The following is a 19,354-nucleotide window of genomic DNA, read 5'->3' on the forward strand; positions in this document are numbered from 1 at the left end:
GACCCTGAGCGAGCGTCGCAGCGCAGGGCCCGTCGACACGCGGCGGCACCTCGGTTGCGTTATGGCATTTGTGTCCGGACAATTGGGCGTCACTCTGGCCTGATTTCCCGACAAGCCCACTCAGCCAGCCCACGACAAGCCAGAAACAGCCCATCAACAACACCCTCATCCAAATGCCGCTCCGGCTCCGCTGCCACCCGGCAGCGATCTGCCGAGTGCAGCACTTCCAGCACCGTCAGCAACCCCACCAACGCGCGCTCGGTTCTTGCCAGGCTCACGCGGCGGCCGGGTGACACGTCATTCTCCGGCCAGGGCAGCCCGTCAGCCCCCTCGCATCCGCGCATGCGCGCATGCGCTTGAGAATGCCCAAGAAGGTGCTCAGGTCCGGCAGTGGAGTGTCGTCGTTGATGGGCTCAACTGCGGCGTACGAAGAGAAGGTGTCGGATTCGCTCATGGCGTCGGTTTCCTTGGCTGTGCTTAACAGCGCCACCGCGTGAGCGGGGTGGCGGACGATGCGTGGCTGCAAACCGGGATGAAGCAACGAATAATCCGGTGAGTCCGAAGACTCCCACGCACCGCCCGCCATAGAGGCCGACGGATTGCCCGCCGGCACCGGTTAAGGACGGTGCCGACGGGCAAGCGTAAACAACAGTCGTTGCTCATCACGGGTTTGCAGACCCGATGCCACCCGTTGTCGGTGGCGCGCCATGGTGTTTACGCTGCCGCTTCGAATGCAAATTGAAATTCGCGAAGAAATCGCGCGATTCGAGAGCGAAGACCTATTGTTGCACGCGCCATTCGTGCAGCACGCGACGCCACGAGACGCATTCGCGCAGCCGCTATGTTGATTGCGAATCAAAGTGGCGCAATCGCCGATGCCGCAAGCGAATAGTGCGATGGCCTTCTTTGCAACAGTTCTTAGTCTGCATCGGGTGGCCACGCCGCCTGATCTGCCGCGTGGTCCGAAAATCGGTTCAAACCCGACACCGCAATTAGGCATCGCATTCTTAGCCGACGCCTTCCTCAACCGCCGACGCATACCCTACCAACAGCTCAATCATCGCCCGCGCCGCCGCCGACTGCCGCCGGTGCGGCGCATAGATCACCGAGAACGGCCGCGATCTCCCCCGCAGCTGCGGCAGCACTTCCACCAGCTGCCCGCGCTGCAACCGCTCGCGCACGATGAACGCATAGCTCTGGCAGATGCCGATCCCCTGTTCGGCCAGTGACACCACGCCCAGCACATCGTCGGAGGTCTCGATGGACGAACGCGGCAGCCAGTCCACGTCGCGCCCGCCATCGCGGAAGATCCAAGGCGCCAGCCGCCCGGTGCGCGGCATCACGAAGGGCAGGCACAGGTGCTGCTGCAGATCGTCCAGCGTCTGCGGCGTGCCACGGCGTTGCAGGTAGTCCGGCGCGGCCACCAGCAGCAGTGGGGCGTCTTCCAACTTGCGCGCCACCAGCCCACTGTCCGGCAGCTGGCCCAAGCGGATGGCCAGGTCGAAGCCTTCAGCCACCAGGTCCACGTTGCGGTTGGTGATGTTCAGTTCCACCTGCACCTGCGGATACTGCTGCGCAAAGCGCGCCAGCACGGGCGGCAGCCGGCAGTGGCCATAGGTGGTGGGCACGCTCAGGCGCACGCGGCCGGCCAGCGCGCCGTCCTGGCCCTGCACGTCGCGCGCGGCGTCGTCCAGCAGGCCGAAGGCGGTGCGCACCTGTTCCCGGTAGAGCCGCCCGGCGTCGGTGAGGCCCACGCGGCGGGTGGTCCGCTGCAGCAGCTGCCGGCCCAGCCGCGCTTCCAGCCGGGTAACCGCGCGGCTCAGCACCGAGGGCGTGGTAGACAGCGCCACCGCGCCGGCGGTGAACGAGCCGTGCTCGACTACCGCCATGAACACTTCCACATCGCCCAGGTAGTCGAACTTGCGGCTCATTTGGCTCTCCAGGGAACAGATGTTTTGCGATGTGGCCAATTTATCGCCGCTGGGGCGATGAATAAAGTGGCGGCCATTCCCCGATAGGAGCTTTCCATGAACCTGATGACCCGGCTGGCCGCAGCGCTGGCCCTGACCCTGGGCACCAGCGGCGCGCATGCCGCCAACGTGCTGGTGGTGCTGTCCGACGAAAGCCACCTGGACCTGAAGGACGGCAAGGTGCTGTCCACCGGCTTTTATCTCAACGAGTTGATGCAGCCGGTCAAGCTGCTGCTGGACGCGGGTCACGAGGTAACCTTCGCCACGCCGCAGGGGCGGGCGCCGACGGTGGATGCGTCCTCGGTGACGGCGGCGTACTTCGGCAACGATGCCGCGCAGCTGAAGCTGCACAAGGACCTGCTGGAGAAGCTGGCGCTGACCTCGCCGACGGCCTCGCCGGTGGTCAGCCTGGCGCGCGTCGAGCAGCAGGGCTACGCACACTTCGACGCGGTCTACATTCCCGGTGGCCACGCGCCGATGCAGGATCTGCTGAAGAGCTCGGCGCTGGGCCGGCTGCTGGCCGACTTCCACCAGCGCAACAAGACCACCGCGCTGGTTTGCCACGGGCCGATCGCGTTGCTGTCCACGCTGCCGGATGCCGACGGTTTCGTAGCGAAGCTGGAAGCGGGAGCCAAGCCCACCACACCGAAGTGGATCTACAGTGGCTATCAGATGACGGTGATCAGCAACCAGGAAGAAGAGCAGGCCAAGCCGATGCTTGGCGGCGGTGAGATGAGGTTCTACCCGCAGACGGGGTTGGAGCGGGCGGGTGCGCGCTTCAGCAGCAACACCACGCCGTGGACCGTCCACGTGGTGGTGGATCGTGAGCTGATCACCGGGCAGAACCCGGCTTCGGCGTTGGAGGTGGGACAGCGGTTGGTTGAGCGGCTGAGGATCGAAAAGGACTCGGCGCTGGATTCCAGCAGCATCCAGAAGTAGGGGGTCTGGCGGCCGGTCATCGCGCCATGTGGCATAGATCGGCACATGCGCGTGCCGCATCGTTTTACGCCAACAAACAAACGGCCCGCAATGCGGGCCGTTTGTTTTGGTGCCTGTAAAGCGTCCGAGCATGGCTCGGACCTGCAGACCACCTCAGATATGCAACGCATGCCCCAACGCACGCAGCGCCGCTTCCTGCACCGCCTCACCCAGCGTCGGGTGCGGATGGATCGTCCCGGCGATGTCTTCCAGCGTGGCGCCCATCTCAATCGACTGCACGAAGGCGATGGACAGCTCCGAGACCTGCACGCCCACGGCCTGCCAGCCGAGGATGCGGTGGTCGCTGCTGCGCGCGACGACGCGCACGAAGCCATCGGTGGATTCCAGCGACATCGCGCGGCCATTGGCGGCGAACGGGAACAGCGCGACATTGGTCTCGATGCCCTGTGCCTTGGCTTCGTCCGGTGACAGCCCGACCACCACGATTTCCGGGTCAGTGAAGCACACCGCCGGAATCGCGGCCGGCACGAAGTGGCGCTTCTTGCCGCTCACGATCTCGGCCACCAGTTCGCCCTGTGCCATCGCACGGTGCGCGAGCATCGGCTCACCGGCGACATCGCCGATGGCCCACACGTTGCGCATCGAGGTCTTGCACTGGTCGTCGATCTTGATCGCCTTGCCGGTCAGATCCAGCTGCAGTGATTCGAGATTGAAGCCGTCGGTCTTCGGGCGACGGCCGACCGCGACCAGGATCTGGTCGGCGTCCAGCGCGATTTCGTTACCGTCCTTGTCACGCACGCGCAGCTGGCCGTTGTCGGCCAGGCCGAGCACGCTGTGGCCGGTCAGCAGCTTCACGCCGGATTTCTCCAAATGCGTGGCCACCGGCTTGGTCAGCTCGGCGTCGTAGGCCGGCAGGATGCGTTCCTGGGCTTCGACTACCGTGACCTCGCAGCCGAGCTTGCGGTACACCGTGCCCAGTTCCAGGCCGATGTAACCGCCACCGACGACGATCAGCTGCTTCGGCAGCGAGGTCGGCGAGAGGGCTTCGGTGGAGGAGATGACCTTGCCGCCGAACGGCAGGAACGGCAGTTCCACCGGCACCGAGCCGGTGGCCAGCAGCAGGTGCTCGCAGGTGATGCGCAGCGTGCCGCCGTCTTCGGCGGCACCGGCGATCTCGACGGTCTTGCCGTCGACGATCGTGGCCCAGCCCTTGATCAGCTGCGCGCCGTTTTTCTTCAGCAGTGCGCTGACGCCACCGGTCAGCTTCTTGACGATGCCGGCCTTCCACGCGACGGTCTTGGCCAGGTCCAGCGACGGGGCCTGCACGCTGATGCCCAGCGGCGAGGTGCCTGCCGCATAGGCGGTGACCTTGGCGAATTCCTCTGCGGCATGGATCAGCGCCTTGGAGGGAATGCAGCCGATGTTGAGGCAGGTGCCACCCGGATTGACGCCCTCGACCACGATGGTCTTGACGCCGAGCTGGCCGGCGCGGATGCCGGCGATGTAACCGCCGGGACCGCCGCCGATGATCAGCAGCTGGGTTTGAAGGGTATTGGACATCGCTTACTCCACGAACAGCAGGGCCGGGGTTTCCAGGCGCGTACGGATCGCCTGCACGAACTCGGCCGCATCCATGCCATCGACGATGCGATGGTCGAACGAGGACGACAGATTCATCAGCTTGCGTGCCACCACCTGGCCCTCGCGGAACATCGGGCGTTCGATGATGCGGTTCACGCCGACGATCGCCACTTCCGGGTGGTTGATGATCGGGGTCGACACCACACCGCCAACGGCACCGAGGCTGCTGATGGTGATGGTCGAGCCGGACAGCTCCTCACGGGTCGCCTTGCCGACGCGCACGGCATTGGCCAGGCGCGCGATCTCGGTGGCGGTCTGCCACAGGTCCAGCGATTCGGCATGCGCGACCACCGGCACGGACAGGCCGACCTCGCTCTGGGTCGCGATGCCCAGCTGCACGCCCTCGTAGCGCGTCACGATGTTGGCCTGGTCATCGAAGCGGGCGTTCATCTGCGGGAAGTCGCGTGCGGCCAGCACCACCGCGCGTGCCAGCAGCGGCAGCAGGGTCAGCTTGCCGCGCTCCTTGGCCCAGCGCTCGTTGAGCTTGGCGCGCAGGGCTTCCACTTCCGTGACGTCGATTTCTTCCACATAGGTGATGTGCGGAATGGTCGACCACGACTGCTGCATCTTCTGCGCGATCTTGCGGCGCAGGCCCATGATCGGCACCTGCTGCTCGCCGGTACGGCGCGCGTAGCTGCTGCCGCCGGCACTGCCGCCAACCGGCTGCGCCTTGCCACCGGCGGCGGCGTAGGCGTCCAGATCGGCCTGCAGGATGCGGCCGCCCGGGCCGGTGGCCGGCACGTAGCGCAGCTCGATGCCCAGATCCCAGGCGCGGCGGCGCACGGCCGGCGAGGCCAGCGGGGCTTCACCGGCGTTGAGCACGCCGTTGGTGACCGCGCCGCGCGCGTCCTGCTTGGCGGCAGGGGCGGGTGCGGGCGCTGCGGCAGCCTTGGCCGGCGTTGCAACCGGTGCAGGCTCGGCGGCGGCCGCGGGTGCAGCTGCCGGTGCAGCAGCCTTGGGTGCAGCAACCGGTTCGGCAGGTGCGGCGGCGGCCGGCGCACTGGCGGCGCTGGCATTGCCGGCGCCTTCCACTTCCAGACGGATCAGCTCGCTGCCGACGGCCATCATCTGGCCGGGCTTGCCGCCCAGCGAGACCACGGTACCGGCGACCGGGGAGGGGATCTCGACCATGGCCTTGTCGGTCATGACCTCGGCCACGACCTGGTCTTCGGCGACCGGGCCACCGACCTCGACCTTCCAGGTGATCAGTTCGACTTCGGCGATACCTTCACCGATGTCCGGCATCTTGATGACGTGATGTCCCATGGTTCAGTCCTCCAGCACGCGCTGCATTGCATCGATGACCCGGGACGGACCCGGGAAGTAGTCCCATTCCTGCGCGTGCGGATACGGGGTGTCCCAGCCGGTAACGCGTTCCACCGGGGCCTGCAGGTGGTAGAAGCAATGCTCCTGCACCAGGGCGACCAGTTCGGCGCCGAAGCCGCAGGTGCGGGTGGCTTCGTGCAGCACGATGCAGCGGCCGGTCTTCTTGACCGAAGTGACGATGGCCTCCAGATCCAGCGGCCACAGGCTGCGCAGGTCGATCACTTCGGCATCGATCCCGGCATCTTCGGCGGCGGCCTTGGCCACCCACACGGTGGTGCCGTAGGTGATGATCGTCAGTGCCTTGCCTTCGCGGGCGATGGCGGCCTTGTCCAGCGGCACGTTGTAGTAACCCTCCGGCACCAGGTTGTCCGGGTACTTGGACCACGCCGTGACCGGGCGGTCGTGGTGACCGTCGAACGGGCCGTTGTACAGGCGCTTGGGCTCCAGGAAGATCACCGGATCGTCGTTCTCGATCGAGGCGATCAGCAGGCCCTTGGCGTCGTACGGGTTGGAGGGCATGACGGTGCGCAGGCCGGTGGCATGGGCGAAGATCGCCTCCGGGCTCTGGCTGTGGGTCTGGCCGCCGTAGATGCCACCGCCACACGGGGTGCGGAACACCAGCGAGGAGGTGAAGCTGCCGCCGGAGCGATAGCGCATGCGCGCCGCTTCGGACACGATCTGGTCGTAGGCCGGGTAGATGTAATCGGCGAACTGGATTTCAGCGACCGGGCGCAGGCCGTAGGCGGCCATGCCGATCGCCGCGCCGGCGATGCCGTTCTCGGAAATCGGCGCATCGAACACGCGCTGCTTGCCGTACTTGGTCTGCAGGCCGTCGGTGCAGCGGAACACGCCGCCGAAGTAGCCCACGTCCTGGCCGAAGATCACCACGTTGTCGTCGCGTTCCAGCATCACGTCCATCGCCGAGCGCAGCGCCTGGATCATGGTCATCGGCGTACCGCCGGTGTTGTTCTGTTCAATCCCGCTCATGTGTTCAGACTCCCAACTGCTGACGCTGGCGACGGAGATGTTCGGGCATGTCCTTGTAGACGTCTTCGAACATGAGGGCCGCGCCGGGACGGTTGTCGCTGCCGAGCAACCCGTGGGTCTCGGCTTCCTTGAGGGCACGCAGGATCTCGGCATCCAGTTCGGCGCGGAGCGCGTCGTGCTGCTGCTCGCTCCACAGGCCACGCTTGATCAGGTGCTGCTTCAGGCGGTCGATCGGATCGCCGAGCGGGAACTGCTGCGCATCGTCGGCAGGGCGGTACTTGGAGGGATCATCCGAGGTCGAATGCGGGCCGGCGCGATAGGTGACCCACTCGATCAGGGTCGGCCCCAGGTTGCTGCGGGCGCGTTCGGCGGCCCAGCGCGAAGCGGCGTACACGGCCAGCAGATCGTTGCCGTCCACACGCAGCGACGGAATGCCGTAGCCCACGCCGCGCGCGGCGAAGGTGGTGTTCTCACCGCCGGCGATGGCCTGGAAGGTGGAGATCGCCCACTGGTTGTTGACCACGTTGAGCACGACCGGGGCGCGGTACACGTGCGCGAAGGTCAGCGCGGCGTGGAAGTCACCTTCGGCGGTGGCGCCATCACCGACCCATGCGGTGGAGATGCGGGTGTCGCCCTTGATCGCCGAGGCCATCGCCCAGCCCACCGCCTGGATGTACTGGGTGGTCAGGTTGCCGGAGATCGAGAAGAAGCCGTAATCCTTGTAGGAGTACATGATCGGCAGCTGGCGGCCCTTCAGCGGGTCGGCCGCGTTGGACAGCACCTGGCACATCATGTCCACCATCGGCACTTCCTTGGTGACCAGGATGCCCTGCTGGCGGTAGGTCGGGAACTGCATGTCGTCATCGCGCAGCGCCAGGGTCTGGCCGACGGCGATGGCTTCCTCACCCAGGCACTGGATGTAGAAGGAGGTCTTCTTCTGGCGCTGGGCGATCAGCATGCGCGCGTCATAGGCGCGCGTCTTGAGCATGGCGTGCATGGCACGCAGCAGCACGGCGTCGTCGATATCGGCGGCCCACGGGCCCACGGCGTCGCCGTTGTCATCCAGCACGCGGATCAGCTGGCTGGTCAGCGGTGCGGTCTGGCTGGCGCTCACGTCCACGGGCGGCTTGTCGACCGCGCCGGCGGGGCTCAGCTTCAGATAGGAAAAGTCGGTGGCCTCGCCGGGACGGGCGCTGGGCTCGGGCACGTGCAGACGCAACGGCTCGCTCGTGGCGGGGATCTGGGGTGATGACATGTCAGGGGCCTCGCTGGGCTTGGGTCATGGAGCTACAGGCATACCGCAGGCGGGGGGCAACGGTAATGGCGATGTTGGCGCGCCGACATCCGGTCAGGATCTCGTCGCGAAGCGGGTAAGGACCAGCGCTTGCAAGGCGGCTGGGGCCATGGCGCATTGCACCCGATGTGAAGTCTAGAGGCACAGCGGCTTATCGTAAATTTGTTTAATTGCGTATGAGGTATTGTTTATTCAGATATCTTCATTCCGCGGGAGCTCGTGCATGCAAATCCCAGCCAACATGACCCTGCGCCAGTTGCGGTACTTTGCCGAAGCTGCCGAGTTGGGGCAGTTCTCACAGGCCGCACGCAAGCTGCACGTCTCCCAGTCGGTGATCACCACGGCGGTCGCCCAGCTGGAAACCTCGCTGGGGCTGAAACTGTTCGACCGCATGCCGCACGGGGTCGGGCTGACCGCCGAGGGCCATCGGTTCCACCAGCATGTGCGGCACATCCTGGACACGCTGCAGGATGCCCTCAGCGAGCCGATGTTCCTGGCCAACACCCTGCCGGGCCGGGTCCGGATCGGCGCGTCCTACACCGTGCTCGGTTACTTCCTGCCGAGCCTGCTGGCGCGCTTCAAGCGCTCCTATCCGCAGGTGGAGGTGGATCTGGTCGATATGGACCGTGCCGCGATCGAGCAGGGCGTCGGCAGCGGCGACCTGGATTTCGGGCTGTGCATCATTTCCAACATGGCCGAGCCCTATGTGCTGCGGCGGCAGGTGCTGATCCGTTCGCGCCGCCAACTGTGGCTGTCCGAGTCGCACCCGCTGCTGCAGCTGCCCGTGATCAGCCCGGCCGACGTCGAGCCGTATCCATACATCATGCTGATGGTGGACGAAGGGCAGGAGTCGGCGACGCGCTACTGGCGCTCGGTCGGGCGCGAACCCAACGTGGTGTTCCGCACCTCGTCGCTGGAAGCGCTGCGCGGCATGGTCGCCTACGGCTTCGGGGTGAGCATCCTGTCGGACATGGTCTACCGCCCGTGGTCGCTGGAGGGGCGCCGGATCGACGTGCGCACCCTCACCGATGCGGTGCCGCCGATGGAAGTCGGCCTGGTCTGGCGCCCGGACGAAGACCTGTCCGCGCCGGCACGCGCACTGCATCAGTTCCTGGTCTTTGCCTGTGGCGGGTGAGCGCCGAGCGCATCGGCCAGCGCAGGCCGCGGATCGGGCAGCTCGCCCACGGGCGCGGTGAAGGCCTGCCCATGGCGTGTCCAGATCTGCCACGCCGAGTACGCCAGCAGCGGCACCACATAGGTGGCCAGGATCGCATACGCCAGCAGCCGGTAGCCCTTCGCGATCAGCGCGACCAGTCCGATCCCATCGGCCAGGAACACGGCCATCAGCAGGATGGCGGCAATGATCGCCACGCGCATGCCGCGGCCCGGGGCGGCGCCGGTACGTTCCTTCCAGTTGACGCTGATGCGGCCGTCCACCGAGGCCATCAGCGTGACGCCAGTTTCGACCAGCGCGACCATGATCATCAGCCGGAACAACCACTGGAACCATGGCAGGCCGAGCTGGCCGAGCATCAGGTCCGAGGGCAGCGGCGCGTCGGCGATGTCCGGCAGGAACGCGATCATGCAGACGTAGAACACGATCGCCGGCAGGATCGCCAACGGGCCGGCCAGGGCGCCGGCGATCACCGCATCGCGCCGGCACAGCAGGTGGCGCACCACCAGCAGGATCGAGACCGCCGCGAACATGTTGTAGCCGGCGTAGGTCACGCCGTTGAGCACCCAGTCCTGGCCGAGCTCATGCGTGTTCGAAAGCTGCGCCATCGCGCCGCCGCCGAAGCGATACAGAATCAGGCACGCGGCAATGGCGTAGACCAGGTACATGAACGCCGACATCAGCTTGAACATGCGTTCGACGGCGTTGGTCCCGGCCTGCACCACGCCGGTGATGATCGCCACCAGCACCAGCGTGCCGACGATCCGTGGCCAACCGAACATGGTCGCGGCGAGTTCGCCGGCGGCCGCGCCGAATACCGCCAGCACCACCACAATCAGCGCCAGGTAGGCCACTTCGAAGGTCCACCAGCCACGGCCCAGCAGATGCCGGAAGAAGGTGCGGTAATCGTTGGCCCGGATCGCCCGGGCCAACAGGAACGTCAGGATGCAGATCACGCTCCAGATCAGCATCGACAACACCATCGCGGCCAGGCCGCCCCAGGGGCCCGATGGCAGGAAAAACTCCGCCAGCTCACGGCCGGTCGCGTATCCGCCGCCGATCACGGCGGACTTGAACGCCAGGCCGGGCAACAGGTACCGCTGGAACCGGCTGGCGGCGGCGGTCACTTGCGCGCGGCCGTCGGCTGCAGCAGGTAGAAGTCGCGCACGGTGCGGGCGATCTCGGCGATCACACGCTCACGTTCGCTGCGCGGGGCATTGCTGGCTTTGACGAACACGGAGATCGCGAACTGGCTGCCATCGGGCAGGGTGACCACGCCGACATCATTGACGGTGCCGGCCACGGTACCGCTCTTGTCGGCCACCTTGGTGCCCGGCGGCAGGCTGCCACGCAGGCGCGCGCTGCAGGTCCGGCAACGTTCCATGATCTGCACCAGCACCTCGGTGCTGGCCGGGCTCAGGGCCTTGCCGGTGAACAGTCTGGTCAACAGGGTCGACATCGCGCGTGGCGTGGAGGTGTCGCGCGGGTCCTTGTCGAAGGCCTCGTTGCCGGCTTTCGTGCGCTTGACCACCTCCGGATCGAGGGTCAGTTCGGCGACGCGCTCCTTGGTCAGCGGCTCATCGCCGAGGCCGAAGATATCGCTCAGCAGCTGCCGGGTGTTGCGATCCAGGCGCTGGCCTTCGATGCCCTGCGCGCGCAGCCAGGCGGTGACCGCGGCCGGTCCGCCGGCCTGCGCCACCAGCACGTCGGTGGCGGTGTTGTCGCTCTGGGTCAGCATGACCTCCAGCAGGTTGTGCACCGACAGGCTCACACCGTCATGGATGAAGCGGTCCGCGATGACTTCCGAATCGACATAGAACGATTTCGGCACCGGCACCATCGTGGTCAACGCCAGTTCGCCGGCATCCACCTTGGTCAGGATCACCGCCGCGACCGCCACCTTGAACGTGCTGGCCATCGGGAACCCTTCATCGGGATTCAGATGGACCTGCTCGCCCTTGCCATCCAGGCGCCACGCCGAGACACCGACCTTGCCGTCGATCAGGGTGGCCAGCCGCGCGACCTCGGTTTCCACCGGGCTGGTCTTGCCGGCGCTGAACGCGGCGAGCGGGCTCAGGCCCAGCAACGCCGCCACGCACAGGCTCAAGGTACGGGATGTCATCTTCATGCGATGCAGGCCTCCAGCAGGCGGTTGAATTCCCCATCTTGCCGCATCGGATCGGCCACCGGCAGACCAAGACGCGCGCTGACTTCGGCGCAGGCGGCCGTTGCCGCGGCGTCGGTCATGCCATGGGTATTGAGACTGACGCCGACGCAGCGGATATCCGGATTGGTCCGGCGCCCGAGTTGCACGGTCAGCGCGATCACTTCCTCGATGGAGGGCAGCGGGTAGTCCGGATAGCCGAGCACATGCTTGCGCCCCGGCTGGTGGCAGACCACGAACACATCGGGCTGGCTGCCGTGCAGCAGGCCGAGGCTGACACCGGCGTAGGCAGGATGGAACAGCGAGCCCTGGCCTTCGATGACATCCCAGTGATCATCGGCCGCGTTCGGGCTGAGCAGTTCGGCGGCGCCGGCGGAGAAGTCGGCCACCACCGCGTCCATCGGAATGCCGCTGCCGGCAATCAGGATGCCGGTCTGGCCGCTGGCGCGGAAGTCGGCATCCACGCCGAGGCCGCGCAGGCCACGCGCCAGGGCCAGGGCGGTGTACTTCTTGCCCAGCGCGCAGTCGGTGCCGACGGTCAGCACGCGCTTGCCGGTGCGCTTGCGGCCGTTGCCGACCGGAATGCCACGCGGCGGCACGCGCACGTTGATCAGTTCGCGCCCATGGCGTTCGGCTGCGGCCGCCAGTTCCGGAATGTCACCCAGCTTCTGGTGCATGCCGCTGACCAGGTCCAGCCCGTTTTCCAACGCATCGACCAGGGCCGGCAGCCACTGCGGCGGAATCACGCCACCGCCGTTGGCCACGCCGATCACCATCGCACGTGCACCGGCCGCGCGCGCCTGGGCCGGCGTCATGCTCGGCAGGCCGGTGCTGATCGGGCAGCCCGGCAGGCTCCACTCGGCCACGCACACTTCCGGGGCCCAGTCGTGCAGGCCGATCGCGGTCTTGGCGAAGCCGGCTTCGGTGGTGTCGCCCAGGAACAGCAGGTACGGCTGGGGGAGGGCGGCAAGGGCCTGCACGGCGGCAGTGGGCGTCGAGCTCATGGCGGATCCAGTGGTCGGGGGAGAGAAGAGAGCAGGGGAAGCATTCACGAGGGGCTCGCTGTTGTTTGACCTGGTTGGATCTGTATAAGTCCTAATCAGAGAATATGCAACCTAATTAGGATTATTCCATTTCTCTTCCGACGGGTGGTCCGGCGGCAGCTCGGGGCGCCGCCATGGCAGGTGGCTGGACTCAGTAGCGATAGTCGATGGACATGCCGATCGTGCGCGGCTGCAGCGGTACGCCGGTCACCGCGACATAGCGGTTGAGCGCGTCTCGCACCGAGCCGGTGGAGACGTACGCGCGTTCGTCGGTGGCGTTGCGCGCATACAGGCGGACCGTCCACGTCATGTTGGTCAGCTCGGCATGCAGGTCCAGCGCGTTGTAGCTGTCGATGTCGTACGCCCCGGCCACGCGCTCGCCGGTGACCCGATAGCCGGCACCGACCCGGCCCCGCCACTGGTCGCTCACATCGACGTCGTAGTCGATCGTGCCCGACCAGCTCAGCCGCGGCGTCATCGGCATGCGGCTGCCCGAGACCAGGCCGCTGGAGGCCGGTACGTCGCCGATCGTCGAATCGATGTAGGCCGCATTGAGGCCGAGTGTGAGGCGCTCGGCCGGCCGCACCATCAGGCTCAGTTCCGCCCCCTGGCTGCGCGCGCTGCCGGCGTTGCCCATCCAGCTCAGGCCGTTCTCGGAGACGCGCACCTGGATGTCGTCCCAGTCGATCCGGAACAGCGCCAGGTCGATCATCGCGCGGCGGTCCCAGAAGTGCGATTTGAAGCCGAGCTCCAGGTTGTCCAGGGTGTCGGCCTTGGTCATCGGCACCACGCCGGAGGTCGATACGTTCGGTCCGCCCGGGCGGTAGCCGGTGGCGTAGCGCGCGTAGATCATCGTGCTGTCGTTGAGGTGCCAGCGCGAGGCCAGCTTCCATGTGGTCACGCTGTCATCGGCGGAGTCGGCCAGATCGATCGGCCGCGGGCCGTACAGCAGGCCGGTGCTGTGCTGCTCGAAATCCTGCTGGTTGCGCGCATGCCGCACACCGGCAGAGACATCGACGCGCGGGCTGAACTTGTAGGTGACGTCGGCGAAGATCGCCTGCTCGTCATAGGTGCCGGGCAGGCTGGCGGTGCCGGGATTGAACGGCAGCGGGATGCCGTTGGCATCGTAGGCACTGACCTGCTGGCGGTTGGCGTTCTTCTCGCCGGTGAAGAAAGTGCCCAGCAACCATTCAAAGCGCTCACTCTCCTTGGAGCTGAGGCGGAACTCCTGGGTCCATTTGCGGGTGCCGAGAAATACATCGAACTGCGCCTGGCCGGCCGGGTACGGGGTCAGCAGCGGCCATGCCACGCCATAGACCAGCGTGGAGTCCTGCACCTCATCCATGCGGGTCTCGGAGAAGCTGGTCGCGGAGACGAAATCAACGTTGCCCAGATCCCAGTCCAGGATCGCCGAGTAGTAGTCGGTCTCCATCCGGTACGGGGTCGCCCGCTGCAGGATGCCTTCGAGCGGGCCGCGGATCGGCTCCAGCGTCGGATAGGTCAGGCCCACCGCGCTGGAGTTGTCGGCATCCACGATCTGCGACAACGCCTGCACGCGCAGGTTGGCGGTGTCGCTGATGCGCCAGGTCAATGCCAGCCGGGAGGCGAGCTGGTAATAGCCGTTGCTGTCCTTGGCGTTGTCGCCGGTGAGGTCGGGCTGGTCCACATAGCCGGGCGTGCCCTGGCGCGACAGGCTGGCACGCAGCCCCAGCTTGCCTTCGATCAGCGGCACGTTGAACGAGGTGCGCACGCCGGTGCCCACGTCGCCCGCTTCCTTGGTGGCGTTGACGTCCATGCCGGCGCGGAACTCGAAGCCGTCCGGATCGGCGGCCTTGGTGATGTACTTGAACAGGCCGCCCATCGAGCTGGCGCCATACAGGGTGCCCTGCGGGCCGCGCAGCACTTCCACGCTCTGGATGTCATACGGCAGCAGATCCAGCGCGTAGGTGGTCGCGCGCTGCTTGTTGCTGCTGGGGCCGATCGGGGTGTCATCGATGTAGGTGCCGATGATCGAACCGCCGCCGAGGGGCGCGACACCGCGCAGCGCCATCGTGGTCTGGCCCGGCGCGCCGCCACTGTCGACCTGGAAGCCGGGCACGTAGGCGGCGAAGTCGTTCAAGCGGGTCGCACCGAACGCTTCCAGGCGTTCTTCGCTGATCACGCTCACGCCGGCCGCCACCTCCATGACGTTCTCGCTGCGCTTCTGCGCGGTGGCCACCACGCGGTCCAGCTCCACGACATCGGGGGTGCTGCGGCTGTCATCGGCGTCGGCATCCTGCGCCATCGCGGTGGTGGCAAGGCCCATGCAGCACAGGGTGATGGTGGAGGCGAGGATCGAGCGGTTGATCGGCTTGCGCATGTGGCGGTCTCTCCGGAATCAGGGACGGGGTCAGGCAGAAAACACGGTCGCCAGCCACGGCTGGTACAGCCGCGTGGCGTCAGTCCGCAGGGGATTGGGTGGGGGCTGCGTTGTTGGCGAGCAGTGGCCGTGCCCGACGCTCCAGGCGCAGCAGCAGGACCGCAACGAACAAGCAGGTGCCCGCCATCAGGGCGAAAAACACCGTGCTGGAAAGCGTCGACCACAGCGTGCCGACCGCGCCGGCCAGCAGGTTGCCGCCGAACGAGGCCAGGAACCAGAACGCGATGATGGTGGCACCGAAGCCCACCGGCGCCAGGCGGGCGAACAGGCCCAGCCCCACCGGCAGGATGAAGAGCTCGCCGAAGGTGAAGATCGCGAAGAACAGCGCGGCCCACAGCCAGCCGACCTTGGCCGACGGTTCACCGCCGAGCACCGCCACCAGCGCGAACGACAGCCCGACCACCGCGGCACCGATGGCCATCTTGGTCAGTGCGGCCGGCTCGCGGCCATCGCGTGCCTGGCGCGTCCAGCGACGCACCAGCAGTGGCGTGATCAGGAACACCAGCAGCGGATTGAGCGAGAAGAACCAGGTCATTGGCAGGGTGAAGTCCGCGGTGAGCACGCGGTCCACCCCGGTGTCGAGCCAGATCGCGATCGTGTTGCCGATCTGCTCGTAGGCCAGGCGGAAGATCACGATCAACCCGGCGATCATCGTCATCAGCTGCAGCAAGGGCCGGTAGGCCGGCTGCCACAACGCCGAGAACGGCAGCGTGGCGCGCTCGCTGCGCGGCGGATCCGGTGGCAGGTGGCGGCGGCCGGTGATGTAGATCACCAGCCCGAGCAGCATGCCGATGCCGGCGGCGGAAAAGCCCACGTGCCAGCCATACACCTCGCCCAGCGTGCCGCAGACCAGCGGCGCCAGAAACGCGCCGAGGTTGATGCCCACGTAGTACACGTTGAACGCTGAGCCACGGCGCGGGTCATCGCGCGTGTACAGATCGCCGACCTGGCCGGGCAGGGTGGGCAGGAACAGCCCGTTGCCCAGGATGATCGCCAGCAGCGCGGGATACAGCAGTGCATCGAAGGCCATCAGGAAATGGCCGAACGCCATGATCGCCCCGCCCAGGATCACTGCGCGCCGTTTGCCCAGCCAGCGGTCGGCGAGCATGCCGCCGAACACCGGGCTGAGGTAGGCCAGCGCGGTGTACAGGCCATAGACCAGCGAGGCCTGTTCCTGCGAAAACAGCAGCTGCTTGGTCATGTAATAGACCAGCAGGGCCCGCATGCCGTAGTAGGAGAATTTCTCCCACATCTCGGTGAGGAACAGGATGGTCAGGCCTGGCGGTTGCCCGAACCAGGCCTTGCGCGGTACTTGGAGGCTCATCTGGCGGGGCGTCCGGCGGTCAGAGCTGCAGGCCGGTACTGATCAGGCGCTGGGTGATGGCGACGAACGCGACCACCAGCCCTGCCAGTGCGACCACCCATGCGCCGTAGCGACGCCCGCGCGGCCAGCTGGCCGGCGCGCGGACCGCCACCCAGACCAGTGCGATGGCGGCGATGACGCTGAGCCACGACAGCGCCTGCACCAGGATCAACGGCCCGTTGGTGTACGAGGAGATCGCGCCCGGGCCAGCGATCGATTTCACGTACAGCGCCCAGGCGATCACGGTGCCCAGCTGCGTGGTGAGCGCCAGCGTCTGCAACCAGCGCAGGCCACGGCCTTCGACCGGCGCGATGGCACGGTAGTAACGGCGCACGAACACGCCGCCGATGCGCAGGACGGCCGACAGTGTCAGCAACCCCAGTGCGACGAACAGCGCTGGGCGCAGCCACGCCGGCGAACGCCAGCCCGGGATCGGCTCGAAGCCGAACACCGAGGCGAACGGACCGCCGGAGAAGTACACCGGGCGGCCATCCTTGACCTTCACTTCCAGCAGGCCACGCCCGTTTTCCTGCTGCCACAGCCACGGTGACACCTCGCGCCAGCGCAGCAGCTGGCCGTTCAGGCCCTTCTGGCCGTCAACGGTGATCGTGCCGTCTTCCTGCGGGTGCACGCGGGTCGGTGCGAACAGCGACAGCATGCGCAGATAGGAACTGTCCGAACGGCGCGTGCTCTGCCAGTTCATCCCGGCCAGCGCAGCGGCATGCTCGCGGGCAGTGGCGGCACCCACGCCCGGGCCGGCGCGTTCGATCGGCAGGGTCGGCAGGAAGTTCTCGACGAAGCGCTCCCACACCTGGGCACGCAGTGCCGAGCCGGCGGCATCACGGCCCACGCTGTTGGTGGAAACGAATACGCCGATGTTGCGTTCCGGAATCATCCACAGCCACGAGTAGAAGAACAGCATCGTGCCGCCGTGTGAGCGGGTGTCATAGCCGCCGGTGTCCGAGGCCATCCAGCCCAGGGTCATGCGCGGCAGGTGCGGCAGGAACGCGGCCTGCGGGGTCAGCATCTGTGCGTTGGTCTCGGCGCGCATGATGCGCTGGCCGTCGAGTTCGCCGTGGTTGAGCGTGGCCATCATGAAACGTGACATCGCCGAACCGGAGGCGTACAGACCGCCCACGCCCGGCGCGGTGTTCTTCTCGGCCGGGTAGCTTTTGCCCGAGCCCAGCAGATATCCCTTGGCGGCGTGCGGCAGCAGCTCGGCCGGCAGTTTCTGTTCGAAGCTGGCGTACTGCATGTCCAGCGGCTGCAGGATGTGCTGCCTGGCGTAATCCTCGAAGCGCTGGCCGCTGACGCGCTCGACGATGTACGAGGCGATACCCGTAGCGTAGTTGGAGTACGCCGGTGTGGTGCCGGGTGCGGAGATCTGGTTGGGCACCCAGTCCTTGAGGTAGTTGTCGCGGTTGGCCGGATGGTCCGGACCCAGCACGATCAGGTAGCGCATGCGCTCTTCCAGACCGCTGGTGTGGGTCATGATCTGCCGCAGCGTGATCGGCTCACCCTTGGCCGGGACCTTGATGTCCAGGTAGGTGTTGATGTCGGCGTCCAGGTCCAGTTTGCCCTGTTCAACCAGCTGCATCACCGAGGTCCAGACGAACAGCTTGGAGATCGAGCCCGGGCGGAACAGGGTGGTTTTGGGATCCACCGGCGTGCGTTTTTCGACATCGGAGAAACCGAAGCCGCGCTCGGTGACGACCCTGCCGTTCTCGACCACGGTGACCACGGCGCCGGCGAGGTCGCCCTGGGCCATCAGGTAGGGCACCAGGCCATCGAGGAAGGTATCGACCCGGGCCGCATCCAGCGTGCCGGTCGGCGCCGACGCGGGCGTGACGGTGTCAGGCGATTCGGTGGTCGCGGGCACCGGTGCAGCAGCAGGCGTCGGCGCCTGCGCATGCAGCGGCGAGAACGCTGCGGTCGATGCCAGCAGCATGCCGGAGATCAACGTGCGCCACTGGGTCGCGCGCGGACGATGCGATGTCGTGTTCATGCGTGCACTCCCTTGCCCCATACGGCGTCGTCGCAGTGCACCAGGCCCTCGTCGTAGCGCAGGCCCGGCACCCGGTCATCGCGCAGGAACAACGGGCCATCCAGATCGACCACGTCACAATGCTGGCCCACGATGAAGGCCGGGCCCATCGCCCAGCTGCTGCCGATCATGTTGCCGACCATCACCTGCATGCCCAGGGCGCGCGCCTTGCCGACCATCGCCAGGCCTTCGGTCAGCCCGCCGGCCTTGTCGAGCTTGATGTTGATCACGTCGAACAGACCCGCCAGCGCCTCGATTTCCGATGCGTCCTGCACGCTCTCATCGGCCGCGAACGGCAGCGGTCGCGCATAGCCCTTGAGTTCGCCCTCGCGCCCGCGCTGCAGCGGCTGTTCCAGCAGCTTGATGTCGTTCTCCAGCAGCACCGGAATCAGGGCATCGAGCGCATCCACGGTATAGCCCTGGTTGGCATCCACGCCCATCCAGACATCCGGGCGCACCTTGCGCACCGCGCGCACGCGTTCGACATCGATATCCAGATCGCCGCTGAGCTTGAGCTTGAGCGCCCTGGCGGGCGCATAGCGGCCGGTGGCGATCGATTGCATCGTCGCCGGATCATCGGCGCCGAGGGTCCACGTGGTCAGCAATGGACGCGTCTGCGAAAGACCGGCCAGGGCCCAGGCAGGCTTGCCGGTGCGGCTCGCTTCCAGGTCCCACAGTGCGCAGTCCAGTGCATTGCGCGCGCCGCCGCGCGGCAGCAGCTGTTGCAGTTCGGCACGGGTGATGCCTGCTTCGATCCGCGCACGCAGCAGCTCCAGCGTGGCCAGCATCTGCTCGGGGGTGTCATCGAAGTAGTACACGCCGCTGGCTTCGCCACGGCCGCGATGGCCGCCGTCTTCCAGTTCCACGCGCAGTACCGGCGCGTGCTCGAACACGTAGCCGCTGATCCGGAACGGGGCCAGCAACGCAAGCGAGTCGATCTGCAGGGTCAATTTCACAGGATGTCTCCAGCCCCATGGTCGGGGCTACGGG

Annotated in this window: 15 protein-coding genes; 2 read left to right on the forward strand and 13 right to left on the reverse strand. The window is 66.8% G+C overall.

Translation table 11 applies throughout. The annotated features are described in order from the left end of the window. Window positions 1-274: 274 nt before the first annotated feature. Together OC373_RS08310 and OC373_RS08315 are read right to left on the reverse strand one after the other, a co-directional pair. The gene (locus OC373_RS08310) at window positions 275-454 is read right to left on the reverse strand and encodes a hypothetical protein (protein ID WP_261997457.1); all 180 of its coding nucleotides are present in this window, start codon (window positions 452-454) and stop codon (window positions 275-277) included. 553 nt (window positions 455-1,007) lie between these two features. Continuing rightward, on the reverse strand, window positions 1,008-1,931 hold the full coding sequence (locus tag OC373_RS08315) for a LysR family transcriptional regulator (protein ID WP_261997458.1): 924 nt from the start codon (window positions 1,929-1,931) through the stop codon (window positions 1,008-1,010). 96 nt (window positions 1,932-2,027) lie between these two features. On the opposite strand from OC373_RS08315, the gene OC373_RS08320 reads away from it, so the two are divergent. After that, window positions 2,028-2,909, forward strand: a complete 882-nt coding sequence (locus OC373_RS08320) for a type 1 glutamine amidotransferase domain-containing protein (RefSeq protein WP_261997459.1) — start codon at window positions 2,028-2,030, stop codon at window positions 2,907-2,909. Window positions 2,910-3,062: 153 nt separating this feature from the next. On the opposite strand, the gene lpdA is transcribed toward OC373_RS08320, so the two are convergent. Genes lpdA through OC373_RS08340 form a run of 4 tightly spaced genes read right to left on the reverse strand, consistent with a single transcriptional unit; the run spans window position 3,063 to window position 8,118 of the window. Next, a complete protein-coding gene (lpdA, locus tag OC373_RS08325) occupies window positions 3,063-4,469 on the reverse strand; it encodes a dihydrolipoyl dehydrogenase (RefSeq protein WP_261997460.1) in 1,407 nt (468 codons plus the stop codon). A 3-nt stretch (window positions 4,470-4,472) separates the two neighbouring features. Next, entirely contained in the window at window positions 4,473-5,816 is a 1,344-nt protein-coding gene (locus OC373_RS08330) for a dihydrolipoamide acetyltransferase family protein (RefSeq protein ID WP_261997461.1), read from the reverse strand. A gap of 3 nt (window positions 5,817-5,819) precedes the next feature. Continuing rightward, entirely contained in the window at window positions 5,820-6,863 is a 1,044-nt protein-coding gene (locus tag OC373_RS08335; protein ID WP_088434370.1) for an alpha-ketoacid dehydrogenase subunit beta, read from the reverse strand. A 4-nt stretch (window positions 6,864-6,867) separates the two neighbouring features. Then, complete coding sequence (locus OC373_RS08340) at window positions 6,868-8,118, reverse strand: 3-methyl-2-oxobutanoate dehydrogenase (2-methylpropanoyl-transferring) subunit alpha (RefSeq protein ID WP_261997462.1); 1,251 nt, start codon at window positions 8,116-8,118, stop codon at window positions 6,868-6,870. A 262-nt stretch (window positions 8,119-8,380) separates the two neighbouring features. On the opposite strand from OC373_RS08340, the gene OC373_RS08345 reads away from it, so the two are divergent. Further along, the gene (locus tag OC373_RS08345; protein ID WP_261997463.1) at window positions 8,381-9,292 is read left to right on the forward strand and encodes a LysR substrate-binding domain-containing protein; all 912 of its coding nucleotides are present in this window, start codon (window positions 8,381-8,383) and stop codon (window positions 9,290-9,292) included. Here the strand turns inward: OC373_RS08345 and OC373_RS08350 are convergent. The 7 genes from OC373_RS08350 to OC373_RS08380 all read right to left on the reverse strand — a co-directional run bounded on the left by OC373_RS08350 (window position 9,262) and on the right by OC373_RS08380 (window position 19,320). Then, window positions 9,262-10,458, reverse strand: a complete 1,197-nt coding sequence (locus tag OC373_RS08350) for a hypothetical protein (RefSeq protein ID WP_070427221.1) — start codon at window positions 10,456-10,458, stop codon at window positions 9,262-9,264. The two genes, OC373_RS08345 and OC373_RS08350, sit on opposite strands and share 31 nt — an antisense overlap. Then, window positions 10,455-11,459: a class A beta-lactamase gene (gene bla / locus OC373_RS08355; RefSeq protein ID WP_019183071.1), complete on the reverse strand. Its 1,005-nt coding sequence runs from the start codon at window positions 11,457-11,459 to the stop codon at window positions 10,455-10,457. The genes OC373_RS08350 and bla overlap by 4 nt, the downstream gene beginning before the upstream one ends. Beyond that, the gene (locus OC373_RS08360) at window positions 11,456-12,499 is read right to left on the reverse strand and encodes a DUF1611 domain-containing protein (RefSeq protein WP_070427222.1); all 1,044 of its coding nucleotides are present in this window, start codon (window positions 12,497-12,499) and stop codon (window positions 11,456-11,458) included. The genes bla and OC373_RS08360 overlap by 4 nt, the downstream gene beginning before the upstream one ends. A 190-nt stretch (window positions 12,500-12,689) precedes the next feature. Continuing rightward, on the reverse strand, window positions 12,690-14,897 hold the full coding sequence (locus tag OC373_RS08365) for a TonB-dependent receptor (protein WP_070427223.1): 2,208 nt from the start codon (window positions 14,895-14,897) through the stop codon (window positions 12,690-12,692). Between the two features lie 79 nt (window positions 14,898-14,976). Further along, window positions 14,977-16,281 (reverse strand): peptide MFS transporter, encoded by a 1,305-nt coding sequence (locus OC373_RS08370; RefSeq protein ID WP_261997464.1) that lies wholly within the window; start codon window positions 16,279-16,281, stop codon window positions 14,977-14,979. 19 nt (window positions 16,282-16,300) lie between these two features. Continuing rightward, complete coding sequence (locus tag OC373_RS08375; protein WP_261997465.1) at window positions 16,301-18,325, reverse strand: serine hydrolase domain-containing protein; 2,025 nt, start codon at window positions 18,323-18,325, stop codon at window positions 16,301-16,303. Then, window positions 18,322-19,320 carry a dipeptide epimerase gene (locus tag OC373_RS08380; protein ID WP_261997466.1) on the reverse strand — a complete coding sequence of 333 codons (999 nt, stop codon included), beginning with the start codon at window positions 19,318-19,320 and terminating at the stop codon, window positions 18,322-18,324. The genes OC373_RS08375 and OC373_RS08380 overlap by 4 nt, the downstream gene beginning before the upstream one ends. Window positions 19,321-19,354 lie beyond the last annotated feature (34 nt).

Origin of the sequence: Stenotrophomonas sp. Ste96, assembly GCF_024519495.1 — a bacterium.
GTDB classification, from domain to species: Bacteria; Pseudomonadota; Gammaproteobacteria; order Xanthomonadales; family Xanthomonadaceae; genus Stenotrophomonas; species Stenotrophomonas bentonitica_A.